Origin of the sequence: Pseudoclavibacter sp. Marseille-Q434 (assembly GCF_050315415.1) — a bacterium.
GTDB lineage: Bacteria > Actinomycetota > Actinomycetes > Actinomycetales > Microbacteriaceae > Pseudoclavibacter.
This window is the reverse complement of record NZ_JBNPQH010000001.1, coordinates 645930-662721: the sequence shown is the minus strand read 5'-3', so window position 1 is coordinate 662721 and position 16792 is coordinate 645930. Positions and strand designations below refer to the sequence as shown.

Sequence of the window (16792 nt, the reverse complement as noted above, 5' to 3'; positions counted from 1 at the left end):
AGTCGTCCTCGACGCCCGATTGCTCGGCGCCGCGGGTCGATGAACTGTCTTGACTAGGCAAGGGATCCTTCCGAGAGTCCTCCGCCGAGGACGTGGGCGTGTACGTGGAAGACGGTCTGGCCCGCGGCCGCTCCCGAGTTGAAGACGAGGCGGAACTCGCTGTCCGTGTGCTGGTCGGCGAGCCCCTGGGCGACGGCGACGACCTCGGCGAGCAGCTCGGGGTCTCCGGCTGCCAGCTGGGAGACGTTCGCGTACTCCTGAGTCTTCGGGACGACCAGGAGGTGCACGGGTGCCTTCGGGCTGATGTCCTTGAACGCGATGACCCGCTCCGACTCGAAGACGATGTCGGCTGGGATCTCGCGGTTGATGATGCGCGTGAAGATGGACGGCTCTGAACTCGACATGCAGCCAGCCTACGACTCGGCGCCCGAGCGGAGCCGCGAGTCCCACGAGCCGCTCAGGGCGAGGATCGCGGCGATGGCGGCTGGAGCCGCACTCGAGGTCCGCAGGACGGAGGCGCCGAGATGCACGCGGCGACCGCCGGCAGCCTCGAACGTCTCGAACTCGCTGCTGTCGATCCCGCCTTCAGGGCCGACGACGAGCGTCAGCCGCCCCAGACCCGCGGTTGGACGCTCCTCGAGCGCGTCTCTCAGCGAGATGTCGCCGAGAGGGTCGAGCACCAGCAGCGGACCTTCCGCGGCGAGCCCAGCGACCTGTGCCGTCGAGTGCAGAGCAGCGACGTCGGGAACCCACGGCGACAGGCTCTGCTTGCTGGCCTCCCTGGCGACGGCGGCCCAGCGCTCTCGGCCCTTCTCCGCCTTCTGGTCCCAGCGACTCACGCTGCGCTTCGCCTGCCAGGGGACGAAGGCCGCGGCGCCGAGCTCTGTGGCCACCTGAACCGCGAGATCGTCCCGTCCGGCTTTCGCCAGCGCCTGCACGACGACGACTCGGGGCTCGGGCTCTGGAACCCGGCTGGCCCGGAGGACGTTCACGACCGCCAGGTCGCGTTCGAGTGCGGCGAGCTCGCCGTCGACGACGAAGCCGCGCCCGTTGCCGAGCTGCAGGTGCTCGCCCACGCGCATGCGCGCGACGCCCATGTGCTTGGCCTCCGCCCCGCGGACCTGCGTGACGTCGCCCGCACGAAGCGCCTCGTCGAGGTCCTCAACGAGGTAGAGCCAGGCCATGTCAGCGGCCGAATCGGTCGCGGAGCTTCGAGAACATCCCCTGCTTCTCGCGCGCGAGGCGCGGTGCCTCGTGACGATGACGGGTCGCGAACTCCTCGATCAGCTTGCGCGACTTCCCGTCGAGCTTCGCGGGCGTCACGACCTGCACCGCGATGTCGAGGTCGCCTCGGTGCGTCGAGCGCAGACGCGTGATCCCACGACCGCGAACGGTGAGGACCTCGCCCGACTGAACGCCGGCCGGGATCTGCAGGTCGACATCGCCGTCAAGGGCGCCGACCGTGGTCGAGGTGCCGAGGATCGCGTCAGCCATCGACACCTCGATGACGCACTGCAGGTCGTCGCCGTCACGAGAGAAGACCTCGTGCGGTCGGACCCGGATCTCCAGGTAGAGGTCGCCGTTCGCTCCGCCAGCCGGGCCGGCTTCGCCTCGGCCGGGAAGGTGGATGCGCAAGCCGGAGTCGACGCCGGAGGGGATGTCGACGGGAATGCTCACGTTGGCGCGCACGCGTCCCTGGCCATGGCACGTCTCGCACGGGTGCTCGATGACGGTTCCGTAGCCGCGGCACTGCGCGCACGGCTGGTTCGTGACGACCATGCCCAGGATGGAGCGCACCTGGCGCTGGACCGAACCGGCTCCCCCGCATGCCGAGCACGTCGTCGGCGAGGTGCCCGGAGCGCAGCACGTTCCCTGGCAGTTCTCGCAGGCGACCGCAGTGGTGACCTCGAGGTCGCGGTGCGTGCCGAACATGACCTCGTCGAGGTCCAGCTCGACGCGAACCAGCGCATCCTGACCACGCTCTGCCCGCGACCGCGGACCCCGGGAACCCTGCTGCCCGAAGAAGGTCTCGAAGATGTCCCCGAAGCCACCGAAGGACTGCCCGTCCGGTCCGCCCTGGTCGTACTGTCTGCGTCGCTCGGTGTCGCTGAGCGTGTCGTAGGCGTGCGTGACGGACTTGAAGCGCTCCGCGGCGTCCGCGGACGGGTTGACGTCCGGGTGCAGCTGGCGGGCCAGCTTGCGGTAGGCCTTCTTGATCTCGTCCTGGGACGCCTCGCGGCTCACGCCGAGCACGTCGTAGTGGTCTGCCAAGAGTGGCGACTCCTTCTTTGCATCTGTGAATGTGTGCCTGTGTTGTCAGGCACCGGGTGCAACCGCCGGCGAGCCGGTCGGTGTCGGTCAGGCGTCCAGGTGTCTTTCGTCGAGCACCCGTGACAGGTAACTCGCAACGACCCGCACGGCCTGGATATTCCGCGGGTAGTCCATTCTCGTCGGTCCCACCACCCCGAGGCGCGCATCGCTGCCAGAGCTGCGATATCCGCTGGTCAGGATGGCCGTCTCGCCGAGGCCGAGGTCGACGTTCTCCTGGCCGATGCTGACCGAGTAGGCCTCGGTGCTGGAGTGGAGCTCGTCGAGCAGGCGCAGCAGCACGACCTGCTCCTCGATCGCCTCGAGCACCGGGAGGATGCTCGAGGGGAAGTCGCGTTCCGTTCGGGCGAGGTTGGCGGTCCCTGCCATGACGAGGCGCTCTTGGCGATGCGCGAGCACGAGCTCGAGCAGGTTGGCCACGACGGGCGCGAAGAGCTCCGCGTCCTGCTCCCCCATGATGCCGCTCACGTCCCTCAGCTCAGTGGATGCGTGCGCGACGGTCCGGCCGACGAGGCGACCCGCGAGGCGATCGCGGAGCACGTGAAGCTGCTCGACACTCACCTCAGCCCCGAGATGCCCGATGCGCTGCTCGACGCGGCCAGAGTCGGTGATGAGGACGGTGAGCACCCGCCTGCTCGAGAGCAGCACGAACTCGACGTGCTGGATCGACGCGTTCGCGAGCGACGGGTACTGCGCGATCGCCACGGAGTTCGTCAGCTGGGCGAGCAGGCGCACCGAACGCCCGAGCACCTCGTCGACGTCCTCGCTGCCCTCGATGAAGGTCTCGATCGCGCGTCGCTGCGCACCCGAGAGCGGTCGGAACTCGGCAAGCCGGTCGACGAAGAGCCGGTAGCCCTTGTCCGTCGGGATGCGCCCGGAGGACGTGTGCGGGGCGACGATGAGCTCCGCGTCCTCGAGCTGCGCCATGTCGTTGCGGATGGTCGCGGCTGAGACGCCGAAGTCGTGACGGTCGGCGATCGACTTCGAGCCGACGGGCTCTCGGCTCGTCACGTAGTCGGTGACGATGACTCGGAGCACCTGCATGCTTCTGTCCGAAACCACGATGCCCCTTCCGCTTCCGACCGCTGGCCCTCGACGGGGCGCCCATCTGGCACTCCCAGTCAGAGACTGCCAATCCTACCGCGTTCGGTCGACGGCAGGGGCAGAATGCCCAGGCCGTCACCGAGCAACCGAAATAGCCTGGGTGAAAACCGTCGAGAGGAATCCCATGTCCGATCACAACGCACCGAACCCGCAGTCTGGGAATGAGGATCCTGCTCAGCACCAGCCGTACAGCCAGCCCGGCCCGTACGGGCAGCAGCCCCCATACGGGCAGCAGCCCCCATTCGGACAGCAGGCGCCATACGGACAGCAGCCCCAGTACAGTCAGCCGCAGTACGGCCAGCAGCAGGCCGGGCCGCACTCGAGCGGTGCCACGAGCTCGGAACCGCCGCTGACGGCGGACGGGGACCGCCTCGTCGCGACGTTCGATCACCTGCTCAACATCGTCGCGCCCGCTGTCGGCCCACTGATCCTCTGGCTCGTGACGAGGCGACGCGGCCCACTCGCCAACAGCGAGGGCCGTGAAGCCCTCAACTTCGGCATCACCGTCGCGATCATCTACGTCGGCATCGGGGTCATCTCGCTGCTGTCCCTGTTCGGCGGACCGTTGGCACTGCTCGTGCCACTGCTGTACCCGCTGCTCTGGGTCGCCGTCGTCGTGTACGCGATCCTCGGTGCAGTGCAGGCCAATCAGGGCCGACCGTACCGCTACCCGGTGACCTTCCGGTTCGTCAGCTGACGAGGGCACGTCTCAGACGGCGATGCGCCTGACGATCGCATCCGCCATGAGGCGGCCCCGCAGCGTGGGCACGAGCCTCCCCTGCAGCGCCGCCCTGCCGTCGACGAGCGACTCGGCGATGAGCTCGGCGACCACACTGGAATCCTCGAGCTCGGAGATCGCGAGCCCTTCGCGGAGTCGTGACCCGAGCATGATGCGCTCGAACCGCTTCGTGTCCTCGTCGAGCACCTCCCGCCCCATGGCCGGGGTGATGCCGTCGGCGAGCCTCGACGCGTACGCGCTCGGGTGCTTCGCGTTCCACCAGCGCACTCCGCCGACATGGCTGTGCGCTCCCGGTCCGAAGCCCCACCAGTCGGCGTCGCGCCAGTAGGACAGGTTGTGGCGCGACGGATGCTCGCCTCGCAGCGACCAGTTGCTGACCTCGTACCACTCGAAGCCGGCCGAAGCCAAGCGCTCCTCCGCGAGCTCGTACATGTCCGCTTGCAGGTCGTCGTCGACGGCGGGCACCTCACCGCGGCGAATCTGCCTGGCGAGCTTCGTGCCGTCCTCGATGATGAGGGCGTACGCGCTCACGTGGAGCGGCTCCTGCTCGAGGGCCATGTCGAGCGAACGGCGCCAGTCCTCGAGCGACTCCCCTGGCGTGCCGTAGATGAGATCGAGACTCGGCTCGAGCCCAACCCTCTTGGCGGCAGCGACCACGATCGGGATGCGGGCGGGGTCGTGCGTGCGCTCGAGCACGGCCAGCACATGCGGGACCGCCGACTGCATCCCGAAGCTCACGCGGGTCACGCCGGCCTCGCGCAGCTGCGCGAGTTCACGTTCGCCGACGGAGTCCGGGTTCGCCTCGACCGTCACCTCGGCGTCAGGGGCGAGGCCCCAGCGGCTCCGAACGCCATCGAGCATCGCCGCGAGGTCGCTGACCGGCAGGAGGGTCGGCGTCCCACCGCCGAAGAAGACGGTCGAGACCTGGCGGGGCGATCCTGTGAGAACGCGCTCCGCGATCGCCATCTCCTTCTCGACCTCACCCGCGTAGCTCGAGCGAGACACCCCGCCGAGCTCCTCGGCCGTGTACGTGTTGAAGTCGCAGTACCCGCACCTGACACGGCAGAAGGGAACGTGGATGTACACGCCGAAGTCGCGTGCTTCGGCGCCGATGAGAGCCTGAGCCGGGAGCTCGCCGCTCGGCGGGACAGGCTCGCCAAGAGGCAGGGCGCTAGGCGCCAAGATGGCCGTTCAGCTTGGCCCAGCTCGGGGCGCGAGTCTCGTGATGCACCCGGACAGCCTAGGCGGTTTCTGTCGCCACATCACCCGAGCCCCACCGTGCGTTGCGCTCCCGCCCAACTGAGGGGACTACCGTCTCAGTCATGAGCAGCCAGGCGACCTCCCATAAGCACGTTCTCGTCTCCGGGGCATCCGGCATGATCGGCCACAGCCTGATCGAGGAACTCCACGCGCACGGCCACCGTGTCACGCGGCTCGTCAGGCGCGAGCCGAAGGACAGCACCGAGTTCCGGTGGAACCCCGCGCAGCGCACCCTCGACGCGAGGGTGCTCGACGGGGTGGACGCGGTGGTGAATCTCTCGGGGTCACCGCTCAGCAAGCTCCCGTGGACCTACAACGTGAAGAAGGAGATCCTCCGGTCGCGCGTGAATGCCACGCTCACGATCACTGGTGCGATGGCCGCGTCGGCGAACCCGCCGACCCTGCTCATCAATGGCTCGGCGTCCGGCGCGTACGGCGACCGGCCAGGTCAGGTCCTCGACGAGGACTCCCTGCTTCCGGAGACCGACGAGTTCCTGCCCCGCGTCGTCGACCGGTGGGAGCGAGCGGCGCAGACGGCGCCGGAGGGCACCAGGGTGGTGCTCGCGCGCACGGGGCTCGTACTGGGCCGCGGCGGAGTCCTCACGGTCCTCAAGACGCTGGCGAGCGTCGGGCTCCTCTCCCAGCTGGGTGACGGCACGCAGCACTGGCCGTGGGTCAGCCTGCGCGACGAGGTGCGCGCCCTCAGGTTCCTGCTCGAATCCGACGACGCGCAAGGCGCCTACAACCTGGTCGGTCCCACCCCCGCGACGGCCGACGAGATCCAGCAGCAGCTGGCGACCGAGCTTGGTCGCCCCTACAAGCTGAAGGCGCCGTCGACCCTCATCGACCTCACCCTGCAGAAAGCCGGCCGCGAGCTGTTCCTCGCCGACCAGCAGATCCGTCCGAAGCGCCTCCTCGACGCCGGATTCGCGTTCAAGGACCGCACCGCCACGCAAGCCGTGGAGCTCGCGCTGAAGTCTCCTGAGTTCGAGCCGGAGCCGGGGGCTGGTGTCTGACCTGAGCCTGACCGCGGTTCACGCCGCCTCGGGGCGCACCTTCTCCAGGCGGATACCCTCGCGAAGCGCCGACCTCGCTCGCTTCCGATCTCCGGACGCCGAGTAGGCCAGCCCGAGGCGCATCCAGGCTCGCCAGTCGTCGGGGGCGGCTTCGACCTCGGCCTTCCACTTCGGGAAGTCCTCGTCGGCGGCCTCCCGCACGACTCGGCCGCTCGGGCGCTTCGGCAGGTCGTCCTCCGGCAGCTCACCTGCGTCAGCGAGGCGCCGGAGCAGCCGCTCCGTCTGCATCCCGAACAGCAGCTCGCGTGCGATGAAGACGACCGCGAGGACCGGGAAGACGATGAGCGCCGCGCCCATGATCTTCGCGACGATGTCGCCAGCGAACAGGGAGACCGCCATACCGGCGACGAAGACGACGTAGAGCAGCAGGAGCAGTGTGACAGCCGCGACGCCCAGCTTGGTGGCGAGGTTGCGCTTCACGCTCTGCCCAGCAGTTCGCCGAGGCCGAGCACATCGTCAAGGCCGACCGTCGTGCCCTGCGAGGACCGCGCGTGCCCGATCGCAAGCCTGATGCCCTGCACATACGCCTCTTGTGAGATCGTCTCGTGGCGGATCGTGAGCACCTCCCCAGCTCCCCCGAGAACGACCTGCTGGTCGGCGACAACACCGCGCAGACGCATGCTGTGGATCGGCACGCCTGCGACCTGCTGTCCTCGCGCCTCCTGGTCGGCGTTCGGTGGGGTCAGCGGGTGCTCTCGCGCTGCCGCGATGCGCTCCGCGGTGCGGACCGCCGTCCCGGACGGGGAGTCCACCTTCTTGTCGTGGTGGGCCTCGAGGATCTCGATCGAGTCGAAGAACCGGCCGGCCACGCTCGCCAGCGCCGTGCCGAGCACGGAGCCGAGCGAGAAGTTGGGGACGAACACGGCTGCTCGTCCGGCCGGCACGACCGCCGCGACGCTCGCGATGCGCTGCTCATCCCACCCGCTCGTGCCGACGACCACATCGAGCCCGTGCTCGAGCGCGAACGGCACCGCGATCTCCGAGGCGTCGAGGTGCGACACGTCCACGAGCACGTCGGCGCCGAGCATCTCCTCAAGCGGAGTGGCACTCGTCAGCCCCGCGTGGAGCGCAAGCCCCTCCGTCGAGTCGATGATGCGCTCCACGAGGCTTCCCATGCGACCGGATGCGCCGAGCACGGCGACCTGAGTTTCCATGTCTCCAAGGGTACGGGCAACCGCCGTCGGTCCAGGTCGCTGTGGAGGGAGCGTCTGGCTGCGCGGCGGCGCCGAACGCCGCGAGTGGTCAGACCGCGATCGAGGCGCTGACGCCCGTGCGCAGCTCCGGCGCCAGGTGCGCCTGGTCGTTGAACAGCAGTAGCTCCGCGGGCTTGCGCGTGCGGACACGCACGACGGTCAGCCCCGTGTTCACCGAGTTGAGCCCGAGCCAGCGCCAGTCTGGAGCGTCGACGACCCGACGCACGAACTCGCCGATCACGAAGTTGTGGGTCACGAGGAGCGTGTGCCGATCGTCTCGGCTCTTGCTGAAGAACGTGTCGTAGGCGTCGCTCATCTGCGCGACACCCGCCTCGATGACCTCATCGCCGATGCCGCCGAAGAAGCCGTCGTAGATGGAGGGCGCGCCGTCTTGTCCAGTGGGGATGCAGTCGAACAGCAGCGTCGACTCGAGAGCCGCCGGGCCGCTCGTGTACTGGTCGATGATCGCGCTCGTCTGCACGGCACGATCGAGCGGGGAGGTGTAGGTCTCGCTGAGCGGGACGGCGGCGAGACGACGGCCGATCAGGTGGGCCTGCGCACGGCCTCGCTCGGAGAGCGGGCCGTCGTTGATACCGTGCTCTGCGTTCTCCTGCTCGCCGTGTCTGACGAGGTAGAGGTAGTGCGACATCAGCGGCGCTCCAGTTCGGTCCTTGCTTCGGACGACAGTTTACCGACAGCGGATGCGACGAGCTCGCCGCTGAACATGTCGGCGGCGACCGACTGCACCTCATCGAGTGTCACGGCCTCGACTCGCGAGAGTGCCGCCTCGAGGTCGTAGAACCGACCCGTGTGAATCTCCGCGCGGCCGAGGCGGGACATGCGAGTGTCCGCGTCCTCGATCGCCAGCGCGGAGCCGCCAGCGCTCGCGCTCTTCGCATCCGCCAGCTCCGTGGCCGTCACACCGTCCTGCACGAGCTTCTCGGCTTCCTGGCGCAGCACTCGGACGGTCTCGAGCACGTTGTCTGGCGCGCATCCGGCGTACATGCCCGTGACGCCGAGGTCTGAGTGACTTCCGCCGAAGGAGTACACCGAGTACGCGAGCCCGCGCTTCTCCCTGATCTCCTGGAACAGGCGCGATGACATGCCACCCCCGAAGATCCGGTGCATGAGGCCGAACGCCTCCCGACGCGGGTCGAGCTGGGTGATGCCTTGCCCGCCGATGACGAGCGCCAGCTGCTCGAGCGGGCGGTCGATGGCGGACAGCGGGCCGGTGGGCACTGCGGACCCGGGCTGCAGGGCCGTCTCCCGACGGGCCACGGGGGCGGACGGCACGTCGAGGTCCCACCCTCCGGCCTTCAGGTTCCTCTCGAGCTGCGCACGGACCTCCTCGTGCTTGACCGCGCCCGCGATCGTCACGACGAGTTCCTCGGGACGGTAGTGCTGGCGGTAGGAGCTCCAGACGGAGTCGCGTTCGGCCGCCCTGATCGAGGCCGGGGTCCCGCCGATAGGTCGCGCGAGCGGATGCGTGCCGAGCAGCGTCTCGTAGAAGCGCTCCCAGACGACGTCGTTCGGGTCGTCGTCGGCCATCGCCAGTTCTTCGATGATGACACCGCGCTCGATCTCGAATTCCGCCGCGTCGATCACGCTCGAGGTGATCATGTCGCTGAGCACGTCGACGGCCATCGGCAGGTCCGCATCACGAACCTTGGCGTGGTAGAGCGTGTGCTCCTTCGCCGTCTGCGCGTTGACCTCGCCGCCCACCCGCTCGAACGCGGCCGAGACCTCGAAGGCGGTACGCGAGGGCGTCCCCTTGAAGAGCAGGTGCTCCAGGAAGTGTGTGGATCCGTACTCGTGAGGCTGCTCGTCGCGCGAGCCGACCGGCACCCACAGCCCGATGCTGGAGCTGGCGGCCCCGACGACCTCCTCGGTCAGGAGGCGCACGCCGCTGGGGAGGACGGATCGGCGGAAGAGGCCGCCGTTCGACACACGTGCTTCGATCTCGGGAAGGTCAAGTGGCAGTTCAATGGCATCGCGCATAACCAGTCAAGCCTAGAGCGTCCCAGCGGTGCGAGCGTCAGCGACGTGGGAACTCCCAGCAGCGAGGCGGAAGCGCAGCCGCAGGACAGCAAGACGGCCCCGCGCAGGGATGCGCGGGGCCGTCTCGGCGATACGGGGCCGGAGTTACTCGGCGCCTGCCTCGAGGGCGACGCCCTCTTCAGCTGCTGCTTCCTCGACGACTGGGGCGAGCGACAGCTTTCCGCGGTCGTCGACCTTGGTGATCTCGACGAGGATCTTCTGGCCGACTCCGAGCACGTCCTCGACGTTCTCGACGCGCTTGCCACCGGCGAGCTTGCGCACCTCGGAGATGTGCAGGAGGCCGTCCTTGCCCGGGAGGAGCGAGACGAAGGCACCGAACGACGCGATCTTGACGACCGTGCCCAGGTACTGCTCGCCGACCTCGGGGTTGGTCGGGTTCGCGATCGCGTTCACCGCTGCCCGAGCGGCTTCGGCGGACGGACCATCGACAGCGCCGATGTACACGGTGCCGTCGTCCTCGATCGAGATGTCGGCGCCGGTGTCGTCCTGGATCTGGTTGATGACCTTGCCCTTTGGCCCGATCACCTCGCCGATCTTGTCGATCGGCACGCGGACCGAGATGATGCGCGGAGCCGTGGCTGCCAGCTCATCCGGCGTGTCGATGACTGCGTTGATCGCCTTGTCGAGGATCTGGATGCGAGCATCCCGAGCCTGGGTCAGCGCGCCGTCGAGGACCGACGTCGGGATGCCGTCGAGCTTCGTGTCGAGCTGGATGGCCGTCACGAACTCGGCCGTGCCGGCGACCTTGAAGTCCATGTCGCCGAGTGCGTCTTCAGCGCCGAGGATGTCGGTGAGGGCGGCGTAGCGCGTCTCTCCGTCGACCTCGTCGGAGACGAGGCCCATGGCGATGCCGGCAACGGGCGCGCGCAGCGGCACGCCGGCGTTGAGGAGCGACAGCGTGGAGGCGCAGACCGAGCCCATCGACGTCGAGCCGTTCGAGCTGAGCGCCTCCGAGACCTGGCGGATCGCGTAGGGGAACTCCTCGCGGCTGGGGAGCACCGGCACGATAGCGCGCTCGGCGAGGAAGCCGTGCCCGATCTCGCGACGCTTCGGCGAGCCGACGCGTCCGGTCTCACCCGTCGAGTACGGCGGGAAGTTGTAGTGGTGCAGGTAGCGCTTCGACGTGATCGGCGAGAGCGAGTCGATCTGCTGCTCGAGCTTGAGCATGTTCAGCGTGGTGACGCCGAGGATCTGCGTCTCGCCGCGCTGGAAGATAGCCGAGCCGTGCACGCGAGGCACGACGTCGACCTCTGCGTCGAGCTGGCGGATGTCGGCGACGCCGCGTCCGTCCATGCGCTTGCCCTCACGGAGGATGCGTCCGCGGACGACGTCCTTCGTGACGGTCTTGTACGCGGCGGACATCTGACCGGCGACGGAGGCGTCGAGCTCTCCGCTTTCGATCTTCGCGGCGATCTGCTCTTTGACGCTCGCCTTGAGGGCGTCGTCCGCGTCCTGTCGCTCGACCTTGCCGGCGATCTGGTACACGTCGACGAGGCCGTCGTGCGAGAGCGCGGTGACGGCGTCGAGCGCCTCCTGCGTGTAGGGCAGGAAGACGGGGTACTCGACGACGGGCTTCGCGGCCTGGTCTGCGAGCTCCTGCTGTGCCTTCACGAGCTGCGTGAGGAACGGCTTCGCGGCCTCGAGGCCCTGTGCGACGACCGCTTCGTCCGGCTTCTGCGCGCCGGCCTGGATGAGGCCCCACGCGTGCTCGGTGGCCTCGGCCTCGACCATCATGATGGCGATGTCTTCGGTGCCGTCAGCCTTGGTGACGAGGCGGCCGGCGACGGTGAGGTCGAAGACCGCGTCAGCGAGCTGCTCGAACTTCGGGAATGCGACCCACTGGCCGTCGATGAGCGCGAGACGCACACCGGCGATCGGGCCAGAGAACGGCACGCCGCTCAGCTGCGACGAGAGCGACGCGGCGTTGATGGCGAGGGCGTCGTAGAACTCGCCCGGTGCGATGGAGAGCACGGTGACGACGACCTGGACCTCGTTGCGCAGGCCCTTGACGAAGGACGGGCGCAGAGGGCGGTCGATCAAGCGGCAGACCAGGATGGCCTCGGTCGAGGGGCGACCCTCACGGCGGAAGAACGATCCGGGGATCTTTCCGGCGGCGTAGCTGCGTTCCTCGACGTCGATCGTGAGCGGGAAGAAGTCGAAGTTCTCCTTCGGATTCTTCGAGATGCTCGTGGCCGAGAGCAGCATGGTCTCGTCGTCGAGGTAGGCGACGGCGGAGCCCTGCGCCTGCTGGGCGAGGCGCCCTGCTTCGAAGCGGATCTTGCGCTGGCCGTGCTTGCCGTTGTCGAGAACGACTTCAGAGAACTTGATTTCGGGACCTTCCAAGAGGTCTCCTCCTTTTGCGTGTGCACGCGAAGGGAAAGCGCGACCGGGTCATCCCGGGCTGATCGTCAGTAGAAGACCTCTGTCTTGTTCGCGCTTCGACGCGAAGCCACGACAGGAACCCACCACCGAGGACCAGCTACTCGCCGCCCCGCGTATCTTGAGTGTTTGCGACATCGACTCTACCAGCGGAGGGCACCGAGCAGCTGGAACCCGTGCGGCGATTGCCGACGAGCCGCGCAACACTGCAGACCTGGCCCTATTTCTTGCGCGACGCTCGAGGCAGCTCCGTCACGAGCGGGAACTCGCCGGTCGGCTTCTCCCCCTCGTCGTAGAGCTTGCTCGGGGATCCGACGATCTTCTTGTCGGCCGCGTGCGCGACGCCCTCGTCCTTCGACGGGTAGTCGAACTGCGAGAGGACGTAGCGCATGGCCTCGAGCCTCGCCCGCTTCTTGTCGTTCGACTTGACGACCGTCCACGGCGACTCCGCGGTGTCCGTGTAGAAGAACATCGCCTCCTTGGCCTCGCTGTACTCGTCCCACTTGTCCAACGAGGCGAGGTCGGTCGGGCTCAGCTTCCACTGGCGCACCGGGTCGTCCCGCCGGGCGGCGAAGCGAGCGAGCTGCTCGGCCCGACCGACGGAGAACCAGAACTTGATGATCGTGGTGCCGGAGTTCACGAGCATCCGCTCGAACTCAGGAGCCGACCGGGTGAACTCGAGGTACTCCGTCGGCGTGCAGTAGCCCATGACGCGCTCGACGCCAGCGCGGTTGTACCAGGAGCGGTCGAGGAGCACGATCTCGCCACCGGAGGGCAGGTGCTCGACGTAGCGCTGGAAGTACCACTGCGATTGCTCTTTCTCCGTGGGCTTCTCGAGCGCGACGGTGCGTGCACCGCGGGGGTTCAGGTGCTCCATGAAGCGCTTGATCGCCCCGCCCTTGCCTGCCGCGTCACGCCCCTCGAAGATGATGACGACCTTCTGGCCGGTCTCCTTGACCCAGGTCTGGAGCTTCAGCAGCTCGATCTGCAGTGCGCGCTTCTGCTTCTCATACTCCTTGCGCGGGAGCTTCGTGTCGTACGGGTAGCCGTGCCGCCAGGCCTCGCCGAGCGGGTCCTCGTCTCGCAGCTCTGCGAGCTCGTCGATCTCGGGAGTCGTGTCCGGGATACCTGCCCGGTTCAGGCGGTACGCGGCCTGAGTTCCTTGGGCGGATCTGCGGGAGCGACCGTTCGAGCCGTCGGCAGCCTTGTTTCCATCGACGAGGGCTCCATCGCCGTCGGATGCGGCCTTTGCCTGGCCCTTTGAACCTGCCTGGTGCTGAGCTGGGGTGCGAGAGGCTGCCATGACGACAGCCTAGTCGCGCCTCGGCGAGCGGGCACCGCCGAGACGGTTCGACTTCTCGCACGCGGTCAGCCCGTCGAACGCGAAAAGAGCCCCTGCCGATGGCAGGGGCTCTTCGCAGCAAGTGCTTAGCGGCGGAGGCCGAGTCGTCCGATGAGCGAACGGTAACGCGCGATGTCGACGTCGGCGAGGTAGCCGAGCAGACGACGACGCTGACCCACAAGCAGCAGGAGACCACGACGCGAGTGGTGGTCGTGCTTGTGCTCCTTGAGGTGCTCGGTGAGCTCCTTGATTCGCGTGGAGAGGATGGCAACCTGAACTTCAGGGGAGCCAGTATCACCCGGGTGCGTTGCGTACTCTTCGATGATGGCCTTCTTGCCCTCAGCGCTTAGTGCCATTGACAGACCCCCTTCTCTTTCGTTGCGCGGCGCTCAGCACACAGTGTGCGAGCTCTCTTGATCCGCGGCCGTTTCACGGCAACCGAAAGAGCATATCAGGTTCGAAGGCTCAGCTCACACCCAGCAGGTCGATGATGAAGACGAGCGTCTTGCCGGACAGCGGGTGTCCTCCGCCTGCCGCGCCGTAGGCGAGGTGGGGTGGGAGCACGAGCTTGCGCCGTCCACCGACCTGCATGCCGGGAATGCCTTCCTGCCAGCCGCGCACGAGCGCCTTGAGCGGGAAGTTGACCGACTCGCCACGGTTCCACGAGGAGTCGAACTCCTCCCCCGACTCGAATTCGACGCCGAGGTAGTGCACGTCGACCGTCGAGGACGGCTCCGCGACTGCCCCGTCGCCCACGATGATGTCTTCGATGACCAGCTCTGCTGGTGCCTCTCCACCTGGGAAGTCGACTTCTGGCTTGGTGCGATCAGTGTTTGTCATGTCCTACATCCAAGCGCCGGAGCCTGGACGAGTCCCGGATGACGCGCCGTGCGCCTGCGCCTGCGCCATGATGAGCTCGCCGCGAAGCTCGCCGAGACGGCGCAGGAGGAGCCGCTCGTCCAGCAGCTTGCTGGTCCGATTGGGGTCGAGGACGACCTGGTGACGCACACTGGCAAGGCGCGTGGACTCCGTGATGAAGTCACGCATGGCCTTGTCAGCGCGCTTGCCTGATCGTCGCGCCCAGGCGCGTGCGCTCGACCTGCCCCGCATGGTCGAGAGCATTCTGATCTCCGCGGGCGAGTACCAGCCGACGGCCGCGTACTCGGAGAGTCGGTCGACGATGATGCGCGCGTCTCTTCTCCGAAGCAGGAAGATCGTGACGATCCAGGCGATGAAGATGGGCACCATCACGACGGCGAAGAACAGGATGAGGCCGAGGATGCCCGCGGACTGCTGCACGAGACCGGAGCCCACGTTCCAGAGCGCGTGCAGTCCCATGGCGGGAATCAGGCCGAGCGCGAAGCCGCCGAGCGCGGATCCCCAGCCACCGCGGCGTGCGCCGATGCCCATGCCGATCCCCGTCAGGGAGACGCACATCGGGTGCAGAAGCGGAAGGGCTATACCGCGGATGAAGTACTGGGCGACGAACCCGCCGACGCCTGCCTCCTGCCACATCGAGGAGAAGTAGAGGATGTTCTCGGTGAAGGCGAACCCGGCGCCGAGCAGCGCACCGTAGACAAGGCCGTCGGTCGGGCCGTTGAAGTGGCGCCGAGCCACCGCATAGATGACGATAAGGCCGAGGCCCTTCCAGATCTCCTCGCCGACGGGAGCCTCGACGGATGGCCCCCACCAGGCCGGGAGTGCGCCGGGCAGGAGCGCTTCGCGCACCAGACCGGTGAGCAGCGCACCGCCGACCGCGATGCCGCCACCCCAGAACACCGCCCCGATGAGCAGGATGCGCGGCTCCGGCTCCCAGCGGTCGATGAGCCAGACGACCATCCAAACGACGAAGAGCGGGATGAGGGCGGCCAGGACGCTGCCGAGGAGCACCACGTCGCTGCTGCCGAGGTAGGCGAGGAAGAGGACGACGGCGATGATGAGCGCCGCGAGGCTCATCACGACGATCGTGGTGATGCGCATCGCGAGTTCGCCCCTGGTCGGGGGCTGCGGGACCGCGAACTGCGGGTCGAGCTGACGCTGCGCGCCGGCTGCCGCCCAGGCACCCTGCTGTGGCTGAGGCGCGGTCACGACGCGGCCGACCTGGTGCCGGCGACGCCGAACGCGGCAAGCTGCGAGCGGTGCTCCTTGACGCGGTCGAGCATCCGCTTCTCCACGACGCGTCGGTTCGGATCGCGCTTGTTGACACGCGCGTGCTCGCGGGCGAAGGCCAAGCGGGACGAGTCCTGCACGAAGCCACGCATCGCGCGGTCGGCTTCGGGGCTCACCGACTTGGCCCACGCGAAGGCCTGCTCCCGTGCGCTCCAGTCACCGATCATGGCGACCTCTGAGGTCGTGAACCAGCCGGCGTCTGCGTACTCGCCGAGCCGGTCGACGATGATGAGACGGTCGCGGTCGTGCAGCTTCACGAGAAGCCAGGCGAGCAGCAGGAAGATGGGCAGCTGGACGACGAGGTAGAAGATGAGCCATCCGAACTGGTTGGTGGGGTCGACGCCGAGGAGCGGCAGGATGAGAAGGCTGCCTCCGTTCCAGAAGGCGTGCGCGAGAATCGCGATGACCAGGCCGCCGAGCCCCATGAGGACGGGGCGCATCCATCCGCCGCGCCGGGCTCCCCAGCCGATCGCCATGCCGGTGATGCCCGTGAAGAGGGCGTGCGCGAACGGCGAGAGGATGCCACGCACGATGAACGTGGACGCGAAACCCGCGGCGGAGTCGGCTGCCTGCGAGAAGTAGATGATGTTCTCGGTGAAGGCGAAGCCGGCCCCGATGACGGCGGCGTAGCTGAACCCGTCGAGCGGGCTGTCGAAGTGTCGCCTCGCGAACACCAGGATGAGGAACAGCCCGACGGCCTTGATGGCCTCCTCCGAGACGGGCGCCTGGATCAGCACGGAGAACTTGCTGACGTCACCTTCGGTCGACAGGTAGGACCGCGCGACGTCGAGCATCATCCCGCCCGTCACGAGGGTGCCGACGACGGATGCGCCTGCTCCCCAGAACAGCCCGAAGGCAAGCAGGATGCGGGGCTCCGGCTCCCATCTGTCGAGCCACCAGACTGCGGCGAGCACGAGGCCGAGCGGGACGAGGGCTGGGATGGCCATGGTGAGGGCGGCGAAGCGCAGCTCGCTGAAGAGCCAGGCGACGACGCCGACGGAGAGCAGGACGGCGAAGCCGAGCAGCAGCAGCCAGGTGAGCCTGCCGCGCGTCAGCCTCCGACGCTTCTTCGGCGCGACGGACGTGGCACTGCTCATCGATGGTCCTCCGTGCGTTGGGTGGGTGTCCGGATCAGGGGCTGCCG

Annotated in this window: 17 protein-coding genes; 2 read left to right on the top strand and 15 right to left on the bottom strand. The window is 68.0% G+C overall.

Annotation, left to right across the window (positions count from 1 at the left end; all coding sequences use genetic code 11):
* Window positions 1–53: 53 nt before the first annotated feature.
* The 4 genes from ACQFZP_RS03160 to hrcA form a co-directional block, all read right to left on the bottom strand.
* Complete coding sequence (locus ACQFZP_RS03160; RefSeq protein ID WP_104312107.1) at window positions 54–404, bottom strand: histidine triad nucleotide-binding protein; 351 nt, start codon at window positions 402–404, stop codon at window positions 54–56.
* Between the two features lie 9 nt (window positions 405–413).
* The gene (locus ACQFZP_RS03155) at window positions 414–1184 is read right to left on the bottom strand and encodes a 16S rRNA (uracil(1498)-N(3))-methyltransferase (protein WP_211890287.1); all 771 of its coding nucleotides are present in this window, start codon (window positions 1182–1184) and stop codon (window positions 414–416) included.
* 1 nt (window position 1185) lies between these two features.
* Window positions 1186–2271, bottom strand: coding sequence for a molecular chaperone DnaJ (gene dnaJ / locus ACQFZP_RS03150; RefSeq protein WP_104312109.1), 1086 nt, complete (start codon window positions 2269–2271; stop codon window positions 1186–1188).
* An 87-nt stretch (window positions 2272–2358) separates the two neighbouring features.
* Window positions 2359–3390 carry a heat-inducible transcriptional repressor HrcA gene (gene hrcA, locus ACQFZP_RS03145; RefSeq protein ID WP_104253439.1) on the bottom strand — a complete coding sequence of 344 codons (1032 nt, stop codon included), beginning with the start codon at window positions 3388–3390 and terminating at the stop codon, window positions 2359–2361.
* A 166-nt stretch (window positions 3391–3556) separates the two neighbouring features.
* Between hrcA and ACQFZP_RS03140 the strand changes: the two genes are divergently transcribed.
* Window positions 3557–4129, top strand: a complete 573-nt coding sequence (locus ACQFZP_RS03140) for a DUF4870 domain-containing protein (protein WP_211890286.1) — start codon at window positions 3557–3559, stop codon at window positions 4127–4129.
* Window positions 4130–4141: 12 nt separating this feature from the next.
* Here the strand turns inward: ACQFZP_RS03140 and hemW are convergent, their stop codons facing one another.
* Window positions 4142–5353, bottom strand: a complete 1212-nt coding sequence (gene hemW, locus ACQFZP_RS03135) for a radical SAM family heme chaperone HemW (protein ID WP_211890285.1) — start codon at window positions 5351–5353, stop codon at window positions 4142–4144.
* 140 nt (window positions 5354–5493) lie between these two features.
* Between hemW and ACQFZP_RS03130 the strand changes: the two genes are divergently transcribed.
* The gene (locus ACQFZP_RS03130; protein WP_211890284.1) at window positions 5494–6447 is read left to right on the top strand and encodes a TIGR01777 family oxidoreductase; all 954 of its coding nucleotides are present in this window, start codon (window positions 5494–5496) and stop codon (window positions 6445–6447) included.
* A gap of 18 nt (window positions 6448–6465) precedes the next feature.
* On the opposite strand, the gene ACQFZP_RS03125 is transcribed toward ACQFZP_RS03130, so the two are convergent.
* From ACQFZP_RS03125 to ACQFZP_RS03080, 10 genes are all read right to left on the bottom strand, one after another.
* Window positions 6466–6927, bottom strand: a complete 462-nt coding sequence (locus tag ACQFZP_RS03125; protein ID WP_211890283.1) for a hypothetical protein — start codon at window positions 6925–6927, stop codon at window positions 6466–6468.
* Window positions 6924–7661 carry a 4-hydroxy-tetrahydrodipicolinate reductase gene (gene dapB, locus ACQFZP_RS03120; protein ID WP_211890282.1) on the bottom strand — a complete coding sequence of 246 codons (738 nt, stop codon included), beginning with the start codon at window positions 7659–7661 and terminating at the stop codon, window positions 6924–6926. The genes ACQFZP_RS03125 and dapB overlap by 4 nt, the downstream gene beginning before the upstream one ends.
* Window positions 7662–7749: 88 nt before the next feature.
* Window positions 7750–8349: a histidine phosphatase family protein gene (locus ACQFZP_RS03115; protein ID WP_104312114.1), complete on the bottom strand. Its 600-nt coding sequence runs from the start codon at window positions 8347–8349 to the stop codon at window positions 7750–7752.
* Complete coding sequence (locus ACQFZP_RS03110) at window positions 8349–9698, bottom strand: M16 family metallopeptidase (protein ID WP_211890281.1); 1350 nt, start codon at window positions 9696–9698, stop codon at window positions 8349–8351. Before ACQFZP_RS03110 ends, ACQFZP_RS03115 begins: the two co-directional genes overlap by 1 nt.
* A gap of 144 nt (window positions 9699–9842) precedes the next feature.
* On the bottom strand, window positions 9843–12101 hold the full coding sequence (locus tag ACQFZP_RS03105; protein ID WP_211890280.1) for a polyribonucleotide nucleotidyltransferase: 2259 nt from the start codon (window positions 12099–12101) through the stop codon (window positions 9843–9845).
* Between the two features lie 256 nt (window positions 12102–12357).
* Complete coding sequence (gene ppk2, locus ACQFZP_RS03100) at window positions 12358–13440, bottom strand: polyphosphate kinase 2 (protein ID WP_211890279.1); 1083 nt, start codon at window positions 13438–13440, stop codon at window positions 12358–12360.
* A gap of 125 nt (window positions 13441–13565) precedes the next feature.
* Window positions 13566–13835: a 30S ribosomal protein S15 gene (gene rpsO / locus ACQFZP_RS03095; protein ID WP_104253448.1), complete on the bottom strand. Its 270-nt coding sequence runs from the start codon at window positions 13833–13835 to the stop codon at window positions 13566–13568.
* 109 nt (window positions 13836–13944) lie between these two features.
* A complete protein-coding gene (locus tag ACQFZP_RS03090; RefSeq protein WP_068480291.1) occupies window positions 13945–14319 on the bottom strand; it encodes an FKBP-type peptidyl-prolyl cis-trans isomerase in 375 nt (124 codons plus the stop codon).
* Between the two features lie 3 nt (window positions 14320–14322).
* Window positions 14323–15567, bottom strand: coding sequence for a PrsW family intramembrane metalloprotease (locus ACQFZP_RS03085; RefSeq protein ID WP_211890278.1), 1245 nt, complete (start codon window positions 15565–15567; stop codon window positions 14323–14325).
* Entirely contained in the window at window positions 15564–16745 is a 1182-nt protein-coding gene (locus ACQFZP_RS03080) for a PrsW family intramembrane metalloprotease (protein ID WP_104312119.1), read from the bottom strand. Before ACQFZP_RS03080 ends, ACQFZP_RS03085 begins: the two co-directional genes overlap by 4 nt.
* Between the last annotated feature and the right edge of the window lie 47 nt (window positions 16746–16792).